General features: G+C 40.0%; 16 protein-coding genes. 8 read left to right on the top strand and 8 right to left on the bottom strand.

Annotated elements, in window-relative coordinates:
* Window positions 1–101: 101 nt before the first annotated feature.
* The gene (locus tag Q0779_RS18870; protein ID WP_298775031.1) at window positions 102–383 is read right to left on the bottom strand and encodes a YcgL domain-containing protein; all 282 of its coding nucleotides are present in this window, start codon (window positions 381–383) and stop codon (window positions 102–104) included.
* 120 nt (window positions 384–503) lie between these two features.
* Between Q0779_RS18870 and minC the strand changes: the two genes are divergently transcribed.
* Genes minC through minE form a run of 3 tightly spaced genes read left to right on the top strand, consistent with a single transcriptional unit; the run spans window position 504 to window position 2303 of the window.
* Window positions 504–1169 (top strand): septum site-determining protein MinC, encoded by a 666-nt coding sequence (minC, locus tag Q0779_RS18875; protein ID WP_298775033.1) that lies wholly within the window; start codon window positions 504–506, stop codon window positions 1167–1169.
* A 30-nt stretch (window positions 1170–1199) separates the two neighbouring features.
* Window positions 1200–2009 (top strand): septum site-determining protein MinD, encoded by an 810-nt coding sequence (gene minD / locus Q0779_RS18880; RefSeq protein WP_298775034.1) that lies wholly within the window; start codon window positions 1200–1202, stop codon window positions 2007–2009.
* A 30-nt stretch (window positions 2010–2039) separates the two neighbouring features.
* Window positions 2040–2303, top strand: coding sequence for a cell division topological specificity factor MinE (gene minE, locus Q0779_RS18885; RefSeq protein ID WP_298775036.1), 264 nt, complete (start codon window positions 2040–2042; stop codon window positions 2301–2303).
* Between the two features lie 59 nt (window positions 2304–2362).
* Here minE and rnd read toward each other — a convergent pair whose 3' ends face one another.
* From rnd to tsaB, 6 genes are all read right to left on the bottom strand, one after another.
* Window positions 2363–3472 carry a ribonuclease D gene (gene rnd, locus Q0779_RS18890; RefSeq protein ID WP_298775037.1) on the bottom strand — a complete coding sequence of 370 codons (1110 nt, stop codon included), beginning with the start codon at window positions 3470–3472 and terminating at the stop codon, window positions 2363–2365.
* A 90-nt stretch (window positions 3473–3562) separates the two neighbouring features.
* A complete protein-coding gene (fadD, locus tag Q0779_RS18895; RefSeq protein WP_298775040.1) occupies window positions 3563–5233 on the bottom strand; it encodes a long-chain-fatty-acid--CoA ligase FadD in 1671 nt (556 codons plus the stop codon).
* A 252-nt stretch (window positions 5234–5485) separates the two neighbouring features.
* Window positions 5486–6367: an alpha/beta hydrolase gene (locus Q0779_RS18900; RefSeq protein ID WP_298775041.1), complete on the bottom strand. Its 882-nt coding sequence runs from the start codon at window positions 6365–6367 to the stop codon at window positions 5486–5488.
* A 458-nt stretch (window positions 6368–6825) separates the two neighbouring features.
* The gene (locus Q0779_RS18905) at window positions 6826–7614 is read right to left on the bottom strand and encodes a methyltransferase (RefSeq protein ID WP_298775079.1); all 789 of its coding nucleotides are present in this window, start codon (window positions 7612–7614) and stop codon (window positions 6826–6828) included.
* Window positions 7615–7819: 205 nt separating this feature from the next.
* Window positions 7820–8482, bottom strand: coding sequence for a M50 family metallopeptidase (locus tag Q0779_RS18910; protein ID WP_298775044.1), 663 nt, complete (start codon window positions 8480–8482; stop codon window positions 7820–7822).
* Between the two features lie 171 nt (window positions 8483–8653).
* On the bottom strand, window positions 8654–9373 hold the full coding sequence (gene tsaB, locus Q0779_RS18915) for a tRNA (adenosine(37)-N6)-threonylcarbamoyltransferase complex dimerization subunit type 1 TsaB (RefSeq protein WP_298775047.1): 720 nt from the start codon (window positions 9371–9373) through the stop codon (window positions 8654–8656).
* A gap of 471 nt (window positions 9374–9844) precedes the next feature.
* Here tsaB and glk point away from each other — a divergent pair, with 471 nt between their 5' ends.
* From glk to fur, 5 genes are all read left to right on the top strand, one after another.
* Window positions 9845–10798 (top strand): glucokinase, encoded by a 954-nt coding sequence (gene glk, locus Q0779_RS18920; RefSeq protein WP_298775049.1) that lies wholly within the window; start codon window positions 9845–9847, stop codon window positions 10796–10798.
* A 369-nt stretch (window positions 10799–11167) separates the two neighbouring features.
* Entirely contained in the window at window positions 11168–12616 is a 1449-nt protein-coding gene (locus tag Q0779_RS18925) for an FAD-binding oxidoreductase (protein WP_298775051.1), read from the top strand.
* A 214-nt stretch (window positions 12617–12830) separates the two neighbouring features.
* Entirely contained in the window at window positions 12831–15311 is a 2481-nt protein-coding gene (locus Q0779_RS18930; protein WP_298775052.1) for an ATP-binding protein, read from the top strand.
* 207 nt (window positions 15312–15518) lie between these two features.
* Entirely contained in the window at window positions 15519–17603 is a 2085-nt protein-coding gene (fusA, locus tag Q0779_RS18935; RefSeq protein WP_298775053.1) for an elongation factor G, read from the top strand.
* A gap of 304 nt (window positions 17604–17907) precedes the next feature.
* A complete protein-coding gene (gene fur / locus Q0779_RS18940) occupies window positions 17908–18339 on the top strand; it encodes a ferric iron uptake transcriptional regulator (protein WP_298775054.1) in 432 nt (143 codons plus the stop codon).
* 69 nt (window positions 18340–18408) lie between these two features.
* On the opposite strand, the gene Q0779_RS18945 is transcribed toward fur, so the two are convergent.
* Window positions 18409–18915: a GNAT family N-acetyltransferase gene (locus Q0779_RS18945; RefSeq protein WP_298775055.1), complete on the bottom strand. Its 507-nt coding sequence runs from the start codon at window positions 18913–18915 to the stop codon at window positions 18409–18411.
* Window positions 18916–18976: the final 61 nt, after the last annotated feature.

Here is an 18976-nt window from a genome sequence, read left to right on the forward strand (position 1 = left end):
GGCTTTTCATTCCAGCTGAATCCTGCAGCTTGAAGTATCACGGGTATAGCATAACGATATTGCTCTATGGTCTATGGTCTATGGTCTAAGGCAAAATGCGATTAATCGGGATTATAGCCAATGTCTGTTTTATGGGCTTCGAGCAAATTTTCAACAGGAGGAGGCAGCTGCAAATAAAACCCTTTATCCACTAACTCACTTTTCACCTTTTCAATATCAGCAAATCCTAAATGATCGCGTTTGCTTAAAGGCAACATCATCACTAAAATCGGCGTACCAAACATAGCCATTAAGGCATCGGGAACTTTTGTAAAATCATCACGTTTTTCAATAAATAAGTAAGTTTCTTGCTTACGACTACTTTTATATACTGCACAGATCATATCAGGCTCAATTTCCAAACAATTCAACTTGCCAGCTAATTACTGACACTATAACATGGACTGATCGGAATTTAATGCTTATCGACGTAAAGTTGATCATTTGTAAAGAGTAAAGCAGGAATGTATACACCAAGCCTAGAATTAAAGGGCGCATCCTTTACGCTGTCAGTCCTTCATATTAAGCATCAAGATATGAGCAGACTCACGGCTGAACTTGATAATAAACTTGCTATTGCGCCACAATTTTTTATCGGTGCGCCTTTAGTGATAAATATCGAGCTCATTACCGATCCCTTATTTGATCTTGCCAAACTCAAACACATCCTCACTCAACGGCAATTAATCATTGTCGGCATCACCGCCGCCATTCCAGAGCTGATTGAACAGGCCAAAACGCTTGGGTTAGCCATTGTCAAATCAGGCAAACAAAGTCTCAATCAACCTCAATTACCTAAAACCACCAAGGTTATTCAGCGAAATATTCGCTCAGGACAACAAATTTACACAAAAGGTGGTGATTTAATCATCATAGGCGCCGTTGGCAATGGTGCTGAGGTCATTGCAGATGGTAGCATACACGTCTATGGTACATTAAGAGGCAAAGCCATGGCGGGTGCCGCTGGTGACAAACATGCCGTTATCATTGCGAAAAAAATTGAAGCTGAATTAGTCTCCATTGCCGGTCAATATTGGTTAACGGAAAACCTTCAGCACAATATCACTTCGCAAAGTGCATGTATTCGCTTACAAGGGAATACCTTAACTGCCGATAATTTATCACTTTAACAACCGACAGATTAAAAGGATAGTAAACACATGACACAAATTATTGTTGTCACCTCAGGCAAAGGCGGTGTGGGTAAAACCACCTCAAGTGCTGCCATTGCAACAGGATTAGCCCTAAAAGGACATAGGACTGTCGTGATTGATTTTGATATTGGATTAAGAAACCTTGATCTCATTATGGGTTGTGAACGACGCGTCGTTTACGACTTTGTTAATGTCATCAATGAAGAAGCCAATCTCAATCAAGCATTGATCAAAGATAAACGCTGTGCAAACCTGTACATTCTTCCTGCGTCACAAACGCGAGATAAAAATGCACTAACAAAAGAAGGGGTTGGGAAAGTCTTAGACTTGCTCACAGAGCAATTTGAATATGTCATTTGCGATTCCCCTGCGGGAATAGAAAATGGGGCAATGATGGCCTTATATTATGCCGATCTTGCCATTGTCACCACCAACCCCGAAGTCAGTTCAGTACGCGATTCCGATCGGATTTTAGGCATGTTACAAAGTAAATCCAGACGTGCAGAACAAGGTTTAGAACCGGTGAAAGAGCTATTGCTCCTCACACGCTACGCGCCAGACAGAGTCAACAGTGGGGAAATGTTGAGCGTTGCCGATGTCGAAGAAATCTTAGCAATCCCCCTATTAGGTGTCATTCCTGAGTCTCAATCTGTGTTAAAAGCATCCAATTCAGGGATCCCTGTGATTTTGGATGAAGAGAGCGATGCCGGTATCGCTTACAGTGATAGCGTCGCTCGCCTTCTCGGTGAAGAAGTGGCATTACGATTTATTACCGAAGAGAAAAAAGGCTTTTTAAAGCGCATTTTTGGTAACTAACTTTGGATACTAACTTCTTGGTAATTAACTATGTCTTTACTCGATTATTTTAAAAGTGACAAAAAAGTGAATACAGCAGCAACCGCCAAAGAGCGTCTCCAGATCATCGTTGCACATCAACGTGGAGAAAGGGACGCTCCAGACTATTTTCCTGAAATGAAAAAAGAAATTATAGAAGTGATCAGAAAGTACGTAAACGTTGGCCCGGATCAAATATCGGTACAACTGGATCAAAATGATGAAAAACTCTCAGTGCTTGAGTTAAATGTAACCTTACCCGAGCCACAAAGCTAGTACATCATGTTCTTATTCTCATATGTGTCCATATGAGAATAAGAAGTAAAAGCAATAGATTAAACACCGATCTCATTAAGGTGTTCACCAACAATATCTGCTCTCCACCCTGTCAATATTAACGGCAAATCCCCTTTTTTTCCGTCCCATAACCAACGTAAATATTCATGAATATGACGCTTTGACCCAAGGAGTTCTATGGGAACTTGAGCCGACTCAGCCTGAGTGACTAAGACTTGTTTAATGGTTTTAAAGGCCGATTTATAGCCTGTTTTAAGCGCAATGACATCGATTGGTTCTGGCACAGAATCAAAGCTCACCTGACTAATGATCTCAAGGATTTTTCTGCCATGAACGCGCTTTTCTTGTTCTGTTAAATCAGTCAATTTAGCGAGTTGAGCCATATTTTGAGGTTGCTTTTTAGATAGCGTGATCAACGCATGATCTTTTATCACAAACCCTACAGCCATATCTCTCTTTAATGCCAGATCCAAACGCCATTTAGCCAAATCCCGTAAACAGGCTAATTGTTTAGGCAACAACTGAAAAGCATTCTTCACTTTTAAATAGGCTTCAGCAGGCTCAACAGGCGTTAATCGATTTTGCGTTATTCGCTCACTTTCAGCCATAACCCAATCTAAACGAGACATGCTTCGCAGTTTTTCAATTAACTGAGGATAAAGCTCATATAAGTAATACACATCGTTCGCAGCATAGTCTAATTGAGCTTGCGACAGAGGTCGCTTCAACCAATCGGTGCGTGACTCCCCTTTATCTAAACTCACCGATAAGAGTTGCTCGACTAATTTGGCATAGCCTAAACTATGCCCAAACCCCGCCAAACTGGCACCAATTTGGCTGTCAAAAAGGGGAGCGGGCTGACATTGAGCATAGTGCGCAAACACATCCAAGTCTTCACTGCAAGAGTGCAGCACTTTAATCAAATTAGACTGAGTGAGTAACGCCCAGAAAACAGATAAATTCGTCACAGCCAAAGGATCGATAAGCGCTAATGTTTTACCATCATAAGCTTGAATAAGCCCTAATTTTGCATAATAAGTGCGAGTACGCACAAATTCTGTGTCCAATACCAATAAATCTGCTTGCTCATACTGCTTGACCAACGCTTCAAGGCTCACATTATTATCTATATACTCAAACGCTAACAATATCTTCTCCAAAATCTGCTTCAAATAAAAAAGCCGACCTATGCCAGCTTATTTCATGCTTGTGTTATCTTAACACAAGAAAGAACAGATTCAGTTTTTTTGCTCGTCTCTTAACTCTCGGCGCAATATTTTGCCCACATTAGACTTAGGCAGCTCCTTTCTAAACTCCACCCATTTAGGCACTTTATAGCCCGTTAAATGACTTCGGCAATGCTCAATAACATCTTCAGATGTTAGGGCTTCATCATTTTTCACCACAAACACTTTGACCGCTTCACCAGAAACCTCATGGGGAACGCCGACTGCAGCGACTTCAATCACACTGGCATGCATGGCCACGACATCTTCAATTTCATTGGGGAAAACATTAAAACCAGAGACTAAAATCATGTCTTTTTTACGATCAACAATATAGAAAAAGCCTTTTTCATCCATGTAACCAATATCGCCAGTGGCTAAATAACCCGTTTCATCTATCACCTTTTGAGTCTCTTCTGGACGTTGCCAATAGCCTTTCATCACTTGCGGCCCTTTGGCAAATATTTCACCCACTTCGCCTTGAGACAATATACTGCCTTCATCGCTGCGAACCTGCACATCAGTCATGGCCACAGGAAAACCAATAGAACTATTGTAACCCTCTAAATTATAAGGACAACAAGTCACTAACGGCGACGCTTCCGTTAATCCATAACCTTCAAGCAGACGTGTATGAGTGATATTCTGCCACTTCTCGGCCACAGCACGCTGTACCGCCATCCCGCCCCCTATAGAGAGCTTTAAGGTCGAAAAGTCTAAGTCAGAAAAATCCTTTGAGTTCACTAGCGCATTAAATAAGGTGTTTACGCCTGTTAGCGCTGTGATCGGGTATTTTTTCAATTCACTAATAAAAGCCGGCAGATCCCTCGGATTCGTGATCAATAAATTATTCGCCCCTTTATGTATAAATAACAAACAATTTACTGTCAGAGCAAAAATATGATAGAGCGGTAAGGCCGTCACCACAAACTCTTCACCGTTATTCAATAAAGGAGAGTAAGCCGCATCGGCTTGTAAAACATTACTAACAACATTGCCATGAGTCAGCATGGCTCCTTTAGACACCCCAGTCGTGCCACCCGTATATTGTAAAAAAGCAAGATCGGACGCATCAATATGCGGTTTCACATACTGCATTCTGCGGCCTTTCGATAAAGATTGGCGCATCGAAATAGCATGGGGTAAATGGTATTTAGGCACCATTTTTTTCACGTATTTAACCACAAAGTTCACTAATGTCCGCTTTGGCGCACTCAGTAAATCCCCTAAACCCGTTAATACAACACTTTCTACTTGGGTCTTTTTCACGACCTTATCTAAAGTGTGTGCAAAATTAGACACAACAACAATGGCTTTCGCACCTGAATCATTTAACTGATGCTGTAATTCTCGCGGCGTATACAAAGGATTGACATTCACGACAACCATTCCAGCCCTTAAAATACCAAATAAAGCAATGGGATATTGCAATAAATTTGGCATCATAATCGCCACTCTGTCACCTTTGCTTAATGTTAATTCGTTTTGCAAATAGGCAGCAAACGCACGGCTACGTTCTTCTAATTTACGATAGGTTAAACTTGCCCCCATATTGACAAAAGCTGCTTGGTCCGCATATTTAGTCGCTGAGCTTTCAAATAAGTCAACCAGTGACGCGTAATCATTAACGTTTATTTCGGCAGGTACATCATCAGGTAAATTATTAATCCAAGGCTGATCCAAAACTTTCTCCTCATGCCTTCAATATGATGAAAGCAGTACAACAAAAGCCTAGTCATCAAACGTATTACACACGTTTATAAACAGGCTTAATGATTGCATTTATATTGCCAGTGATAAAAATCATACAAGCGTTTAATTTTTTGAACATCATCACATAAATGAAACAAAAAACCTAGTCAAAATTTACATACGAAAGACATTAAAGAAAAATATCCATTCATAAAATCTGCACAGTGCAAGAGATATCGTTTTCTATCTTTTGTTAATGAAATCCGTAATAGCTTTAGCTACTTCAGCCGCATTTCCCATATGAAGATGGTGATCCCCCCTCAAATGTACTGTCGATAACTGATTAAACCATTTCTTAGCCTGAGGCAACGCGGTTTGTAATGCTGAATACCCGTCCTGCCCAGTGATCAATAACGTTTGGCTGCTGTGATTTTGCATCAAGGCATCAACTTGTTCAAAACTCAAACGAGTGGGAGAATCTAACCTCAACCGTGGATCGCTACGCCAACTCACTCCATTGTCATTTTGAACCATATTGCGTTGAGTCAATAAGGCACACCAAGACCTATCTAACCCCGTTAATTTATGTCTCGCATCCACTGCTATCTCTACATTATCATAAACACTGGCTGCTTTCTCTTTGTTGGCAAGGTAAGTTTGATAAGCTTTAAAGCTTTTGTTTAATCTGGCTTTATTTTTCTTCGCCGATTCAAAAATAGGCGCCAAGGCTTCGATTAAAATAAGCTTATTGACTTTATCTGGAAAAGCAGCAGTAAAAGCGGAAGCGACTATTCCTCCTAATGAATGCCCCACAATAGCGACAGGTATTGTTCTGTGTTCAAGATATGAAAGCAGTACCTGTAAATCAAAAATATAGTCAACCCAATGCAAAGGGTAATACCCAGGATGATGATCGGAATATCCATGGCCTGGCCAATCGATAGCTAACACTTGAAAATCGTTCAAATGAGTCGCAAGAGGCTCAAAACTATTCGCATTATCTAACCAACCATGCAAAGCCAACAGCAAAGGTTTATCTGCTCGCCCCCATAACCTTCCAGACAAGCACAAATGAGGCAATTTAATTTGAACCTCCTCATGCTCAACGTTCAAATCAACACTCATATCACCCCTTACTTAATCTTTAGTTTTAGACAAAAACAAAGAGCACAACATCGCCATAAACCATGGCGATACCCGTGATACTTGAAGGCGCATGTTTTCAGAGCCTGTAAAAGTGCCTAATTCAAGGCGTATTATTACAGGAATGCTTATTGCCTTTTAAGGTGATGCAACGCAGAAGTAGGTGATTTTACAGACTCCCAAGGGGCTGGCCTCTTTATATGTAAGAGCAAAGCCTTTTATTCTGCGTTACTGAACACCAGCTTAGAATCACTAGGTACGCCGTTCAAAGCCTTGTCTAAAAGGCTTTTAATTCCAGCTGAATCCTGCATCTTCAAGTATCACGGGTATAAATCATACTCTTTATTCAATCTTTAATGTCTACACATTTTCGGCATTAAAACATGATTAAAGCAAGACTAAAACGTATCCCCATTAACGACCAGTAAAATAATATTAACCTAACGATTCGGCTTGATGAACTTTAACGTCATTCTATCACTCTCACCAATATCCAAATATTGTTGTTTATTCGTATCCCCCCCTTTTAATGTCGGCGGCAGACTCCAAACACCATGAGGGTAATCTTTCATATCAGCTAAGTTGGCATTCACCTCAGAGCTGGCCACTAAGGTAAAGCCCACTTTCTTCGCTAAGGCGACCACTTCATCTTGCTCCATATAACCACTACTGGCTAACATGCCCTCTTTACCTCTGTGCTCAACGACCCCAAAAGTCCCCCCGGGTTTTAATACGTTAAAAGCCGATTGAAACACAGGTAATAAATAATCTTTCATGGCCCAATTATGTAAATTTCTAAAAGTGAGTACGACATCTACACTATCGTCTGATCCAAGTGAATAATGCGTTGGCGGATCAAAGGTGACCACTTCAGCTTGAGAAGTCTGAGTTTTACTGTCTTCTAGCCATATTTTGAATTTTTTTGCCGATGTCGCACGATAACCGTTTTTCTTTGTTTCATCGCTTGGGTTACTGTCAAAAATAGCCCCAACATATTGCCCTTTTTTATTTAAATATGGCGCCAATATTTCTGCATACCAGCCACCACCCGGCCACAGTTCAATAACAGTATCTGTGGGTTTCACGCCAAAAAACATCAAAGTTTCAAAAGGGTGCCGATAAACATCGCGAGCCATATTACTGGGCGTTCTAAAGTCACTCTTCACTGCAGCTAATAGTTGATCATTGACATTGTCTGACTCGCTGCTACTCATAGCAGAAAAGCTCATGCCAGCAACGAGTAAGCCCGCACTTAACAGCGAAGCCTGCGACAAGCGCTGAACCTTCAATGCCCTCTTCATATTGGTCAGTGTCAAATGAAACACTTGGGTATTCAAAACGGTATTTAAAAACATATGCTTTCTTCCATGACGTTCAATAAACCATCAAAATAACAGTCACTCAATAAAAAGCCAAGTCTTTCACACTTATCTATTAAAGTCGCTTAACATCACGGACTCGACACCAACTTAAAAACAGCATCCAACCACTAAATAGCAACCAAATCGCCACCCAAATCCAGGCAGGGATCCAGGTTTGTGACGCTAACATCGCCGCATCACCACGCCCACCAATTCCTAATAAATAAGTTGGACTTGCAAGGGCGTTGAGCATTATCATCAAGGCCATGATCCTAAGCCCAGTATTAAAATAAGCTTTACCATTTAATTTCAATGGCAATAAAAACAAGGCCGCAAGCACTAACAAAATAATAATGGTGAGAAGGTCCCGTCCCCACAATGCGATAGTGAGTAATACCCCCGCTCCTAACAGCGCATAACTGGCCCTGATCCCTCGTGAAGAAGTGGCTAAAATAAATAATAAAAATCCCCAAAGAGCGGCACCAAAATAACCACTAAAACCAATGATCACCGGCCAACCACCTTGACTAAAACATAAACCGGCGCCATTAGGAAACAGTTGAATATGGCTCACGGAGCCGCCGGTCATTAACGTTGCTAGACCATGGGATAATTCATGAAAATAACTCTCGAGCCATTTAAACGGAATTTGGATAAAGGGTAAACGTGTCACGATAACGGCAACAAACAACTCGATAAAAAAACGCCCCTTTGTTGGAATTTTAGATTGACGCATTATATTTCCTATTTAATGAGAATGACTCTTTATTTTATCAATGATATCGAGCCCTTGATTATGCAGCAATAAAAAGCATAACGTTTAGGATGAATATTCATTGGACTTTAAAACCCCCATGAGCGCTTTAAAGTCAAGTGTTCCAAAGTCAATTAAGGTCGGATTAAATGCTTATTCTCTTCCTGGTAGTTTCTTCCATGTCACAGTGTCGCGTAAATAAACAGGTGCTAATTCATCAACACTTGTCGCATCGCCCTTTCTCATTCCAAACTCTGCTAACGCTAGCATGGCACTCGCCTGAGGAAATTTAGCTTGCTCGCATAGCGTCATGTTATCACTTAACCTTAACAACTCAGGATAGGCATCAAAACCCGTTCCAGCGCAGTCAATACTGGCCGAGATATCCAATTGTATCTCCACTTCTTCAGGGCGACTCACTCGCTCTGCCCCCACTAAAGTCGCAATGCCATTAACGTCAATAAACTGCCCCCAATAGACTTCTCCCATTCGAGCATCAATAGCACAAAACACTTGCTTAGCCGCTTCCTTTTCAATGGCTATTTGTGCCATTGCGGCAAGGGTTGAAATACCAATAACAGGCACATCAAGGCCTAACGCTAAACCTTGAGTCATGCTAGTGCAAATACGAATCCCCGTAAAACTCCCCGGTCCTCGGCCATAGGCAATATAATCGATATTATTGACTTTCAGTTGAGCTTGATTTAATACACTCTCAACCATAGGCAATAATCGCTGGCTGTGCTCTCGAGGTGCATCCACTTGCTGTTGGTAGACTCTACCATCAGTCATGAGCGCCACAGAGCAAGACTCAGTACAAGTATCAAGTGCTAATATCGTTGATGATGCTTCTTTTTGAACGTCTTGTGTCATTTATGGGTAACCGCAACAGATAATAATTCGCCGTCAGTATAACCTCAAGTGCTAAAGAGGTTAAGTCTAGACACCTCAAAATTCATCGCTCACTGGATTTTTCCATCCCCCATAAACTCAATGTCAACCACGCACCTAGAGTATTAATGTTCAATCTGAATACAATACTCAATATTGCATTAGCGAGATAGGCATGATAAAAAAACAACAATTAGGTTATTAGATTTCATTGCTAGATAGTATTTTTTTATAATAAAAATCAATTAGATTATTAAAAAAAGCGATTTTATTAAGCAATTCTATGATCATTAATTTACGTTATTTTTATTAAATTTATAACCTATATGTTATGACAAAAGTTTCCAGACAGAAGATAGTGACCAGACTATGAACATATTCACCATCCTTCATGAAATCCGAGACCTTAAATCCAATACCCTAAATGCTGAAATGTGAAATAAAGAGAGAATTATGCAACGAAATCATTTAGTCGCCGATGTTGGGGGCACCAATATTCGTATCGCTCTTGCTAACCAAAGTGAGATTAAGCACATTCAAACCTTTGAATGTGCCGAGTTTCCCTCTTTAGAAGCGGCCATTAATCATTATATTAAAGAGAATAAGCTGATTATCGATAAAGCTTGCATCTGTATTGCAGGGGCTGTAAACGATAATGAAGACGTCAAAATGACCAATTTGGACTGGCGTTTTTCAGCTCACTCTATTGAACAGCATTGCAACATCAATACCGTCCACCTCATTAATGATTATCATGCCATCGCCATGTCTTTACCCTATTTAACGCCTTCGCAGCTCATCAAAATGAGTGGGGCAAAAGGCCAAGATAATGCCCCTAAAATGGTTTGCGGCCCAGGCACGGGATTAGGTATTGCTCAGCTTGTTCCGATCAAAGATCACTATCATTGTATCAGCGGAGAAGGAGGCCATATTGCTTTCGCTCCTACCACTGAGCGGCAAATACAAGTCCTTAACTATCTATTCAGCCAACATGAGCGCGTATCAATCGAAAGATTATTATCCGGTCAGGGAATCGTCAATATTTATCAGGCCCTAGCAGCTCAAGCAAAACAACCGGCTCAAAATTACAATGCAAAAGACATCACTGAAGGATTTATACAAAAAAGCGATCCTTTATGTATTGAAAGCACTGAACTTTTCTTAGATATTCTCGCACAATTTCTAGGTGATCTTGTGCTGATGAATGGCGCATTTGGCGGAGTATATATTGCAGGAGGCATCATGCCTCGTATTATCAAACACGTGAATGTTGAAAAATTTAATCAATGTTATGCTCATAAAGGTCGATTTAGAGACTATGTCAGTCAGGCACCTTTATATCTCATCACTGAGCCCCAACCAGGACTCATTGGCGCTGCTGCCTATTTATATCAGTCGATCGATTAAGTCCATTTCCATGAGTAAGGATTAATCTTCTTCGATAATCCTTACAAGCCAGTAGTGGAGTCAGCGATACATCTCGACTCCAACACATTTTCTTTTATAACAAAAGCTTTCATTTTAAATGACAGAGGCTCAAGGATCGACTTCTTCGTTCTTATCTCTTTTTGAGATAAAGTTAGTTAAGGAGATTGCAACTCCCCTTTTCTGACCCCTTTTAATGAAGTGAGCTCTTCACAACTCCGCCCTATTTATTGAAAAACGGCTCATTACCATTCAGCTTCAGTTCAAAAAAATAATGAAAATGTAAAAAGCTGCAATCATCAACTAATATATTGAAATAGAAAATGACCAGTTAAACGGTGCCACAGCAATATGATAAGCATTAAAAATTTACAAGGTGACAATGTCGACATCTCACCTGCTGAGTTTCAACACTTTACATCCAAGCTCGATTCAAGATTATTATTTGAAGGATGTGCAGAATATGAACAGTCCAGACAAATTTTCAACCATATTTTCAATCGTAAACCTGCCTTCATAATCAAACCTTCTGGGGCCGCAGATATTCAAACCACAGTCAAATTTGCCGCAAAACATCAATTACTCATCGCCATAAAAAGTGGGGGGCATAATGTCGCGGGTCATGCCAGCTGTGAAGGCGGTATTCTTATTGATTTATCCTTAATGCAAAGTATTCATGTCGATACCAACACTCAACAGGTTCGAGTAGAAGCCGGAGCCTTACTACACAAATTAGATCATGAAACTCAATCTGTTGGGTTAGCTGTACCTGTCGGTGTAGTATCAGTAACAGGTGTCGCGGGTTTAACTTTGGGAGGCGGCTTTGGCTGGCTAACGGGTAAATATGGTTTAGCCATTGATAACCTCATCTCAGCACAACTCATCACCAGCGATGGTGAAATACGCGACATTTCAAAAAACAATCATGTCGATTTATTTTGGGCTATCAGAGGGGGAAGTGGTAATTTTGGCATTATCACTTCCTTTTTATTTCAAGCCCATCCTGTCGGCCCTGATGTACTCTTTTGCAGTCCTTTGTATGCGCTTGAGAAAGCTGAAACAGTATTAGTGCAATGGCGAGATTTTATGACAAAAGCAAGTCAAGATTTAACCTCCGTCGCCTTTATTTATCGTGTCCCCGTCAGTACTCATTTTCCTGAACACTTACATAATCAAGATGTCGTCATGCTCGCAGGCGTCCATATAGGAAAACAAAAAGAAGCAAAAAAACACATACAAAATCTTTGCTCTTTTGACGGTCTACTTCATGATGCCACCTCAGTCATGCCTTTTGAACAAGTGCAGCAATGGTTTGAAAATTGGAATAATGATGACGTCCAGCCACAACGCTTTTACTTCAAATCAATATATACAAATCAATTAGATAAACCAATTTTAAAAGAATTTATCAATGGCTTTCGATTAAGGCCGCTTTCCACCTGTAAAGGAAATGTATCATTTGTCATTCAATGCCTAAGAGGTGCCTTTAGAGACGTGCCAGAAGAAGACACCGCATTTGGCTCTAGAGAGCCCCACTTTATGTTAGAGTCCAATTTAGCTTGGATTGATGCACACTTTGATGACGCTAACATTGCCTGGGGACGAGCACTGTGGGATAGACTCGCCGCTTATTCAAATGAACATCGTATTTATATCAATCATTCCGGCGTTGAAGAAGATCATATTGGTCAGCTACCTTCTGTATTTGGAAAAAACTACAATAAGCTTAGAAAAATAAAGAAAAAATACGACCCAATGAATTTATTCCGCCAAAACGCCAACATTCCCCCCGCAGACTAAAAATAAAAAGAGACATCACTTTGCCTCACATCTATTCCGACATCTTAGAGTGTTATCCCTAAACTTATCAATGGGCACTCTCTGCTCCTAAAAGAAATGTACCCCAATTTTTCATTACGCATTAAAGAACACATCAAAAATAAAAGAACTTAACTATACTCAACAGCATGGAAGTTGCTCTCACTTAATCTATGTACATAAAAGCGATTTAATCATGCCCAATAAAATAACCCATTCAATTAAACTCCAACTCCAACTCGCCACCAGCGCTATTATCATATTACTGATCATTTACACTTACTTTAACCATCAAATTATCGAAACTGAAAACAACTTATTGTCTCTGGAAGTGAATGTATCCGATTCTTCAAATCGTTTATTAATGATGAGGCGACATGAAAAAGATTTTATGGCAAGGATGGATGAGCAATATACGCTATTATTACAACAACAGGGAGCACAGTTAAAACAAGGTGTCAAACAGATCGATAATTTACTCAAGGCCAATAATATCGTACTTAATTATAACAGTGGCAATATCATTACCAGTATCGATGCTTATCTCAATGCAGTTAATGAATTAGCTGTTGTCTTATTCAATATCAACGGACTCAACAATGATGGATTAAAACATCAATTTCAACTCGCCCTTATGGCACTGGAAAAAGACATTATCGACACACAAGATAGTCATATTCAACTCACTTTTTGGCGGGTACAAGACGATATTTATCATTTTTTTATTTTACATGAAGCCCAATATCAACAAAACTTTACTCGTGACATCGCTCAATTAACATCGCTATTCTCCACCCATCCCAATCGTAAAGTATTAACCAATAAGCTTCAAACCTTCACCACCCTTCTATTGCAATTAGCAGAACTTAAACATGTTGCAGGTATTGATGAACATTCAGGCTTAAAAGGATCACTTAGGCATAGCATTCATGCCGTCGAAAATGAGCTCAATATTCTCAACATAGAAATTCCATTGGCCCTCACAGATAAGCTCGACAACTTAGAAAACCTTAACCGTTTACTCATCCTCTTACTCTTTATTTCACTGATCTCCGTTTTATTTTATTTAACCCGTTCATTGACTAAAGTTGAAAACGATTTACGACAACTAAATATACGAGCGCAAACATCCAATAAAGCAAAAAGCGCTTTCCTAGCCAATATGTCTCATGAAATTCGAACTCCTTTAAATGGTATCATCGGCATGTCTGGCATTTTAGCAGAAACCAGACTCACTCCTACCCAGCAAGAATATCTCAACACCATAGAGACCTCTTCACAAACGCTGTTAATGCTGATTAACGATGTTTTGGATTTATCAAAGATTGAATCCGGTAATTTAGAAATCACCAGCAGTGAAACCAATGTCCGTGAAGTCGCCTATGATACACTCGCCATCATCGTCTCAAAAGCTATCGAAAAATCCATTAATTTAGAGGTCAACATTGATGATAATGTCGCCTTTAATGTTCGACTTGATGAACATCGATTACGTCAAATATTGATGAACCTGATGTCTAATGCGATCAAATTTACCCATTCTGGTACAATTACCATTCATACTAGTTTGAGCGACAAGCAGCAAAATCAATTACGACTCTATTTTGCCGTGACCGATACAGGAACAGGTATTGAAAAAGACAAACAAGACTGTATATTTTCTCCTTTTACTCAAGAGGATAACTCTATCACCCGTCAATTTGGCGGTACAGGATTAGGACTCAGTATTAGCTCACAGTTAGTGGAGTTAATGGGGGGGAAATTGGAGGTTGATTCAAAAAAAGGCCAAGGCAGCACTTTCTTTTTCACCATTGATGCCGAGCTTATCGATGAGCAGCCACCTCTTATTGCTCAAGTTCTCAACGACGCCTCTATCACTATTATTAGCGATGACAATGAAATTAATCAAGCATTAAGCAATAAGCTTCGCTACTATGGCGTGACAATCAATCAATGTTTAGCCAATATTCGTGATCCCCACACCTACCCACAAAATAATATAGTCATCTACCATTACCAAGGCGAAAGTAGCAATGATTTTTTCTTAGAATTAAATACCTTTCAAGATAAACATCCATCAATACCTTTTATTGTCTGTCAGCACATTCTTACACCCAGTATTGACTTTAAAGATCAAATCGATGGCATTATCAAATACCCATTACTGGGAACTCGACTCATCAACACCTTAGCCAGCGGCATCAAATATTGTCACTTGCGTGAAAATAAAACAGAAAATACGTCAATAGACACTGCCACTGAAACGAATACACATCCTTTATCCGCAGAAAATAAACAAGATTACGTGCTCATTGTGGAAGATAACTTAGTCAATCAAAAAGTGGTGTCTCTATTTTTGTCCAAAGAAAATTACCGCTATGAGATAGCCAATAATGGGTTGGAAGCCCTGGAAAAAGTCAAACAAGGCCTTCCTTTTAATTTAATCCTCATGGATTGCATGATGCCAGAAATGGATGGGTTTACTGCCACTAAAGAAATCCGTCAATACGAACAAGAAAACCATATACCACCCATTCCTATTGTGGCCCTGACTGCCAGTATTTTAGATCAAGATATTAAAATGTGCGCTGAAGTCGGCATGAATGATTACCTCTCAAAACCCATTCAAAAAGCCAAACTATTCGACATGATTAATAAATATCTAACCTCTTGCTAAATCAGCAAAAGCCAATTAAGCTGCTTTAACCCTGCAGACTATCAAGTTTTACATAAATAATTCAGCCCATAATCCTACGGTTTTAAGGGCTTTTTTAATTTTTATTGGGGTTATTTAACGCAAATTGATAAAAATCGATAAAAAAATTCGAAAAGTATTGCTATACTTGCGCGGAATTTTAGAACGTAACTCCAATAGAGTAAAAAAATGACTGATTTATCAAAGTACAGAAACATTGGTATCTTCGCTCACGTTGACGCGGGTAAGACCACTACAACCGAGCGTATCCTTAAGCTAACCGGTAAAATCCATAAAATCGGTGAAGTTCATGACGGTGAATCTACAACTGACTTCATGGAACAGGAAGCTGAGCGTGGTATTACCATTCAGTCTGCTGCTGTAAGTTGTTTTTGGAACGATCACCGTTTTAACGTTATTGACACCCCTGGTCACGTTGACTTCACTGTTGAAGTTTATCGTTCTCTTAAAGTCTTAGATGGTGGTGTCGGTGTATTCTGTGGTAGCGGCGGTGTAGAGCCACAATCAGAAACTAACTGGCGTTATGCGAACGAATCAGAAGTTGCTCGTATCATCTTCGTAAACAAGTTAGACCGTATGGGTGCTGACTTCCTACGCGTTGTTAAGCAAACTAAAGACGTACTAGCTGCTAACCCATTAGTTATGGTACTGCCTATCGGTATCGAAGATGAATTTAAAGGTGTGGTAGACCTATTAACTCGTAAAGCATGGGTATGGGACGAAACTGGACAAGCTGAAAACTACAAAATTGAAGATGTCCCAGCTGACATGGTTGATCTTGTTGAAGAATACCGTGAAATGCTAATCGAAACTGCCGTTGAGCAAGACGATGATCTAATGGAAGCTTACATGGAAGGCGAAGAGCCCTCTATGGAAGACATTAAGCGTTGTATCCGTAAAGGTACACGTACCATGGACTTTTTCCCAACGTACTGTGGTAGTGCTTTCAAAAACAAAGGTATGCAACTACTTCTTGACGCGGTTGTTGATTACTTACCATCACCAACTGAAGTTGATCCTCAGCCACTTACCGATGAAGAAGGTAACGAAACTGGCGAGCATGCATTAGTCTCTATTGATGAGCCTCTTAAAGCATTGGCATTCAAAATCATGGATGACCGTTTTGGTGCACTGACCTTCGTTCGTATTTACTCAGGTAAAATCAATAAAGGTGACACCATTCTTAACTCGTTCACGGGTAAAACTGAACGTGTTGGCCGTATGGTTGAAATGCAAGCCGATGAGCGTAACGAACTAGACTCAGCGCAAGCGGGTGACATTATCGCTATCGTAGGTATGAAGAATGTTCAAACAGGTCACACTTTATGTGATGTTAAACATCCTTGTACACTAGAAGCCATGGTCTTCCCTGATCCTGTTATTTCAATCGCTGTTGCACCAAAAGATAAAGGTGGCAGTGAGAAAATGGGTATCGCTATCGGTAAAATGATTGCAGAAGATCCTTCATTCCGCGTTGAAACTGATGAAGATTCAGGTGAAACCATCCTTAAAGGTATGGGTGAGCTTCACTTAGACATTAAAGTCGACATCCTTAAGCGTACTTACGGTGTAGACCTGATTGTTGGTGAGCCACAAGTGGCCTACCGCGAAACCATTACAAAAACCATTGAAGATAGCTACACCCATAAGAAGCAATCAGGTGGTTCAGGTCAATTTGGTAAAATTGATTATGTTATCCGTCCTGGTGAGCAAAATTCAGGCTTCACATTCAGCTCTTCAGTTGTTGGTGGTAACGTACCAAAAGAATTCTGGCCTGCGGTTGAAAAAGGTTTCGCTTCAATGATGGAAACCGGTACCGTTGCTGGCTTCCCAGTACTTGACGTTGAACTAGAGCTTACTGATGGTGCGTTCCACGCAGTCGATTCATCGGCTATCGCATTCGAAATCGCCGCTAAAGGTGCTTTCCGTCAATCTATGCCTAAAGCTGGCGCACAACTTCTTGAGCCTATCATGAACGTTGATGTATTCAGCCCAGAAGACAACGTCGGTGATGTCATTGGCGATCTTAACCGTCGTCGCGGCATGATCAAAGATCAAATGGCTGGCGTAACAGGCGTTCGTATCAAAGCTGACGTGCCATTATCAGAAATGTTTGGTTACATCGGTTCACTACGTACAATGACATCTGGCCGTGGTCAATTCTCTATGGAATTTGCTCACTACGCACCATGTCCTAACAGCGTTGCAGAAAAAGTGATTGCTGAAGTTAAAGAAAGAAACGCTAAGAAGTAATATTTAGCGCCATTCTTTAATTTGTATCAACCCCATAAATTACTTTATGGGGTTTTTTATTGCCTCTATGACTTTCCGCACTTTCAATTATTTCCTCAATAAACACAATAACATTACGGAATGTAAGCTTAAATTGATTGTTTTATCTCATATAAAAAAAAATATCCTATAATTATTATTCAATTGAGGGGATATAGATAAATCAAAGGTTTCAGTTTTTTACTGGTACACATATAATGGTTTCAACGGCCACAAATGAACCATTAACATTTATGCTAATCGTTCTTCAAATAAGAGATGCATCATGACTGATGGAAATCAAGCGCTAAAAAAAGCAGGGTTAAAAGTAACCCTTCCTCGAATAAAGATCTTAGAGCTCATGCAAGAGCCCGAAAACCAACACATCAGTGCTGAAGATCTTTATAAAAGACTATTGGATTTAGGTGAAGAAATTGGCCTTGCTACAGTATATCGCGTATTAAACCAATTTGACGATGCGGGCATTGTTACGCGTCATCATTTTGAAAGCGGTAAAGCCGTATTTGAACTTGCGACCCAACATCATCATGATCACCTTGTTTGCTTATCTTGTGGTAAAGTGATCGAATTTGCCGATGACATCATCGAACAACGCCAAGATGAAATTGCTGCAAAATACAACATAAAACTGACTAACCACAGTTTATATTTATACGGTGTTTGTGCCGATGGTCAGTGTAACCACGAAGCAAAATAATCAAAAAATGAAAACCAGCTAATTGCTGGTTTTTTTATAGAAAGATCATCCCCTATTTTGAATAATAAATTAATGGTTAAAAAGGCGATGGAAAATTTTGACATGATAACCTAAATAATAATCACGTTTAGTTTCATGCATCTTAATTTTTTTAAGCACTTGTTCATACTCTTTATTACCCGGCAATACCAAAGCCATCAATCCAGCTAAATGGTAGTCTTTACAGACATCCATGGCAGCATTAGCCGCTTCTGTCGCAAAACCTTGCCCCCAATACTCAGGTAAATAACGAAAAGCCAGTTCAACCTCATTATAACAACGAAGGTATTTAGGACCACAAAAACCAATAATACGCTCATCTTGCTTGTGTATAACGGCCCAACGACCATAATCAAACTCAGCATAAGTGGGTAAAGCGACATTGATAATAACCTGCCTCGCCTCTTCGACCGACTTTAATGGTGAGCCGGGCAAATGACTTAAAATTTTAGGCATGCTATTAAGTAAAAAAACCGCTTTAGCATCATCAGGGGTAAATCGGCGAAGATACAACCGATCTGTCTCTGTAACAACCATGCTATACTCCCAAACTTTCTACCCTTTAACTATAGGCGATATCATTTAATTCGCTAAACTC

This window comes from uncultured Shewanella sp. (genome assembly GCF_947491715.1).
In the GTDB taxonomy this organism is placed as follows: domain Bacteria; phylum Pseudomonadota; class Gammaproteobacteria; order Enterobacterales; family Shewanellaceae; genus Shewanella.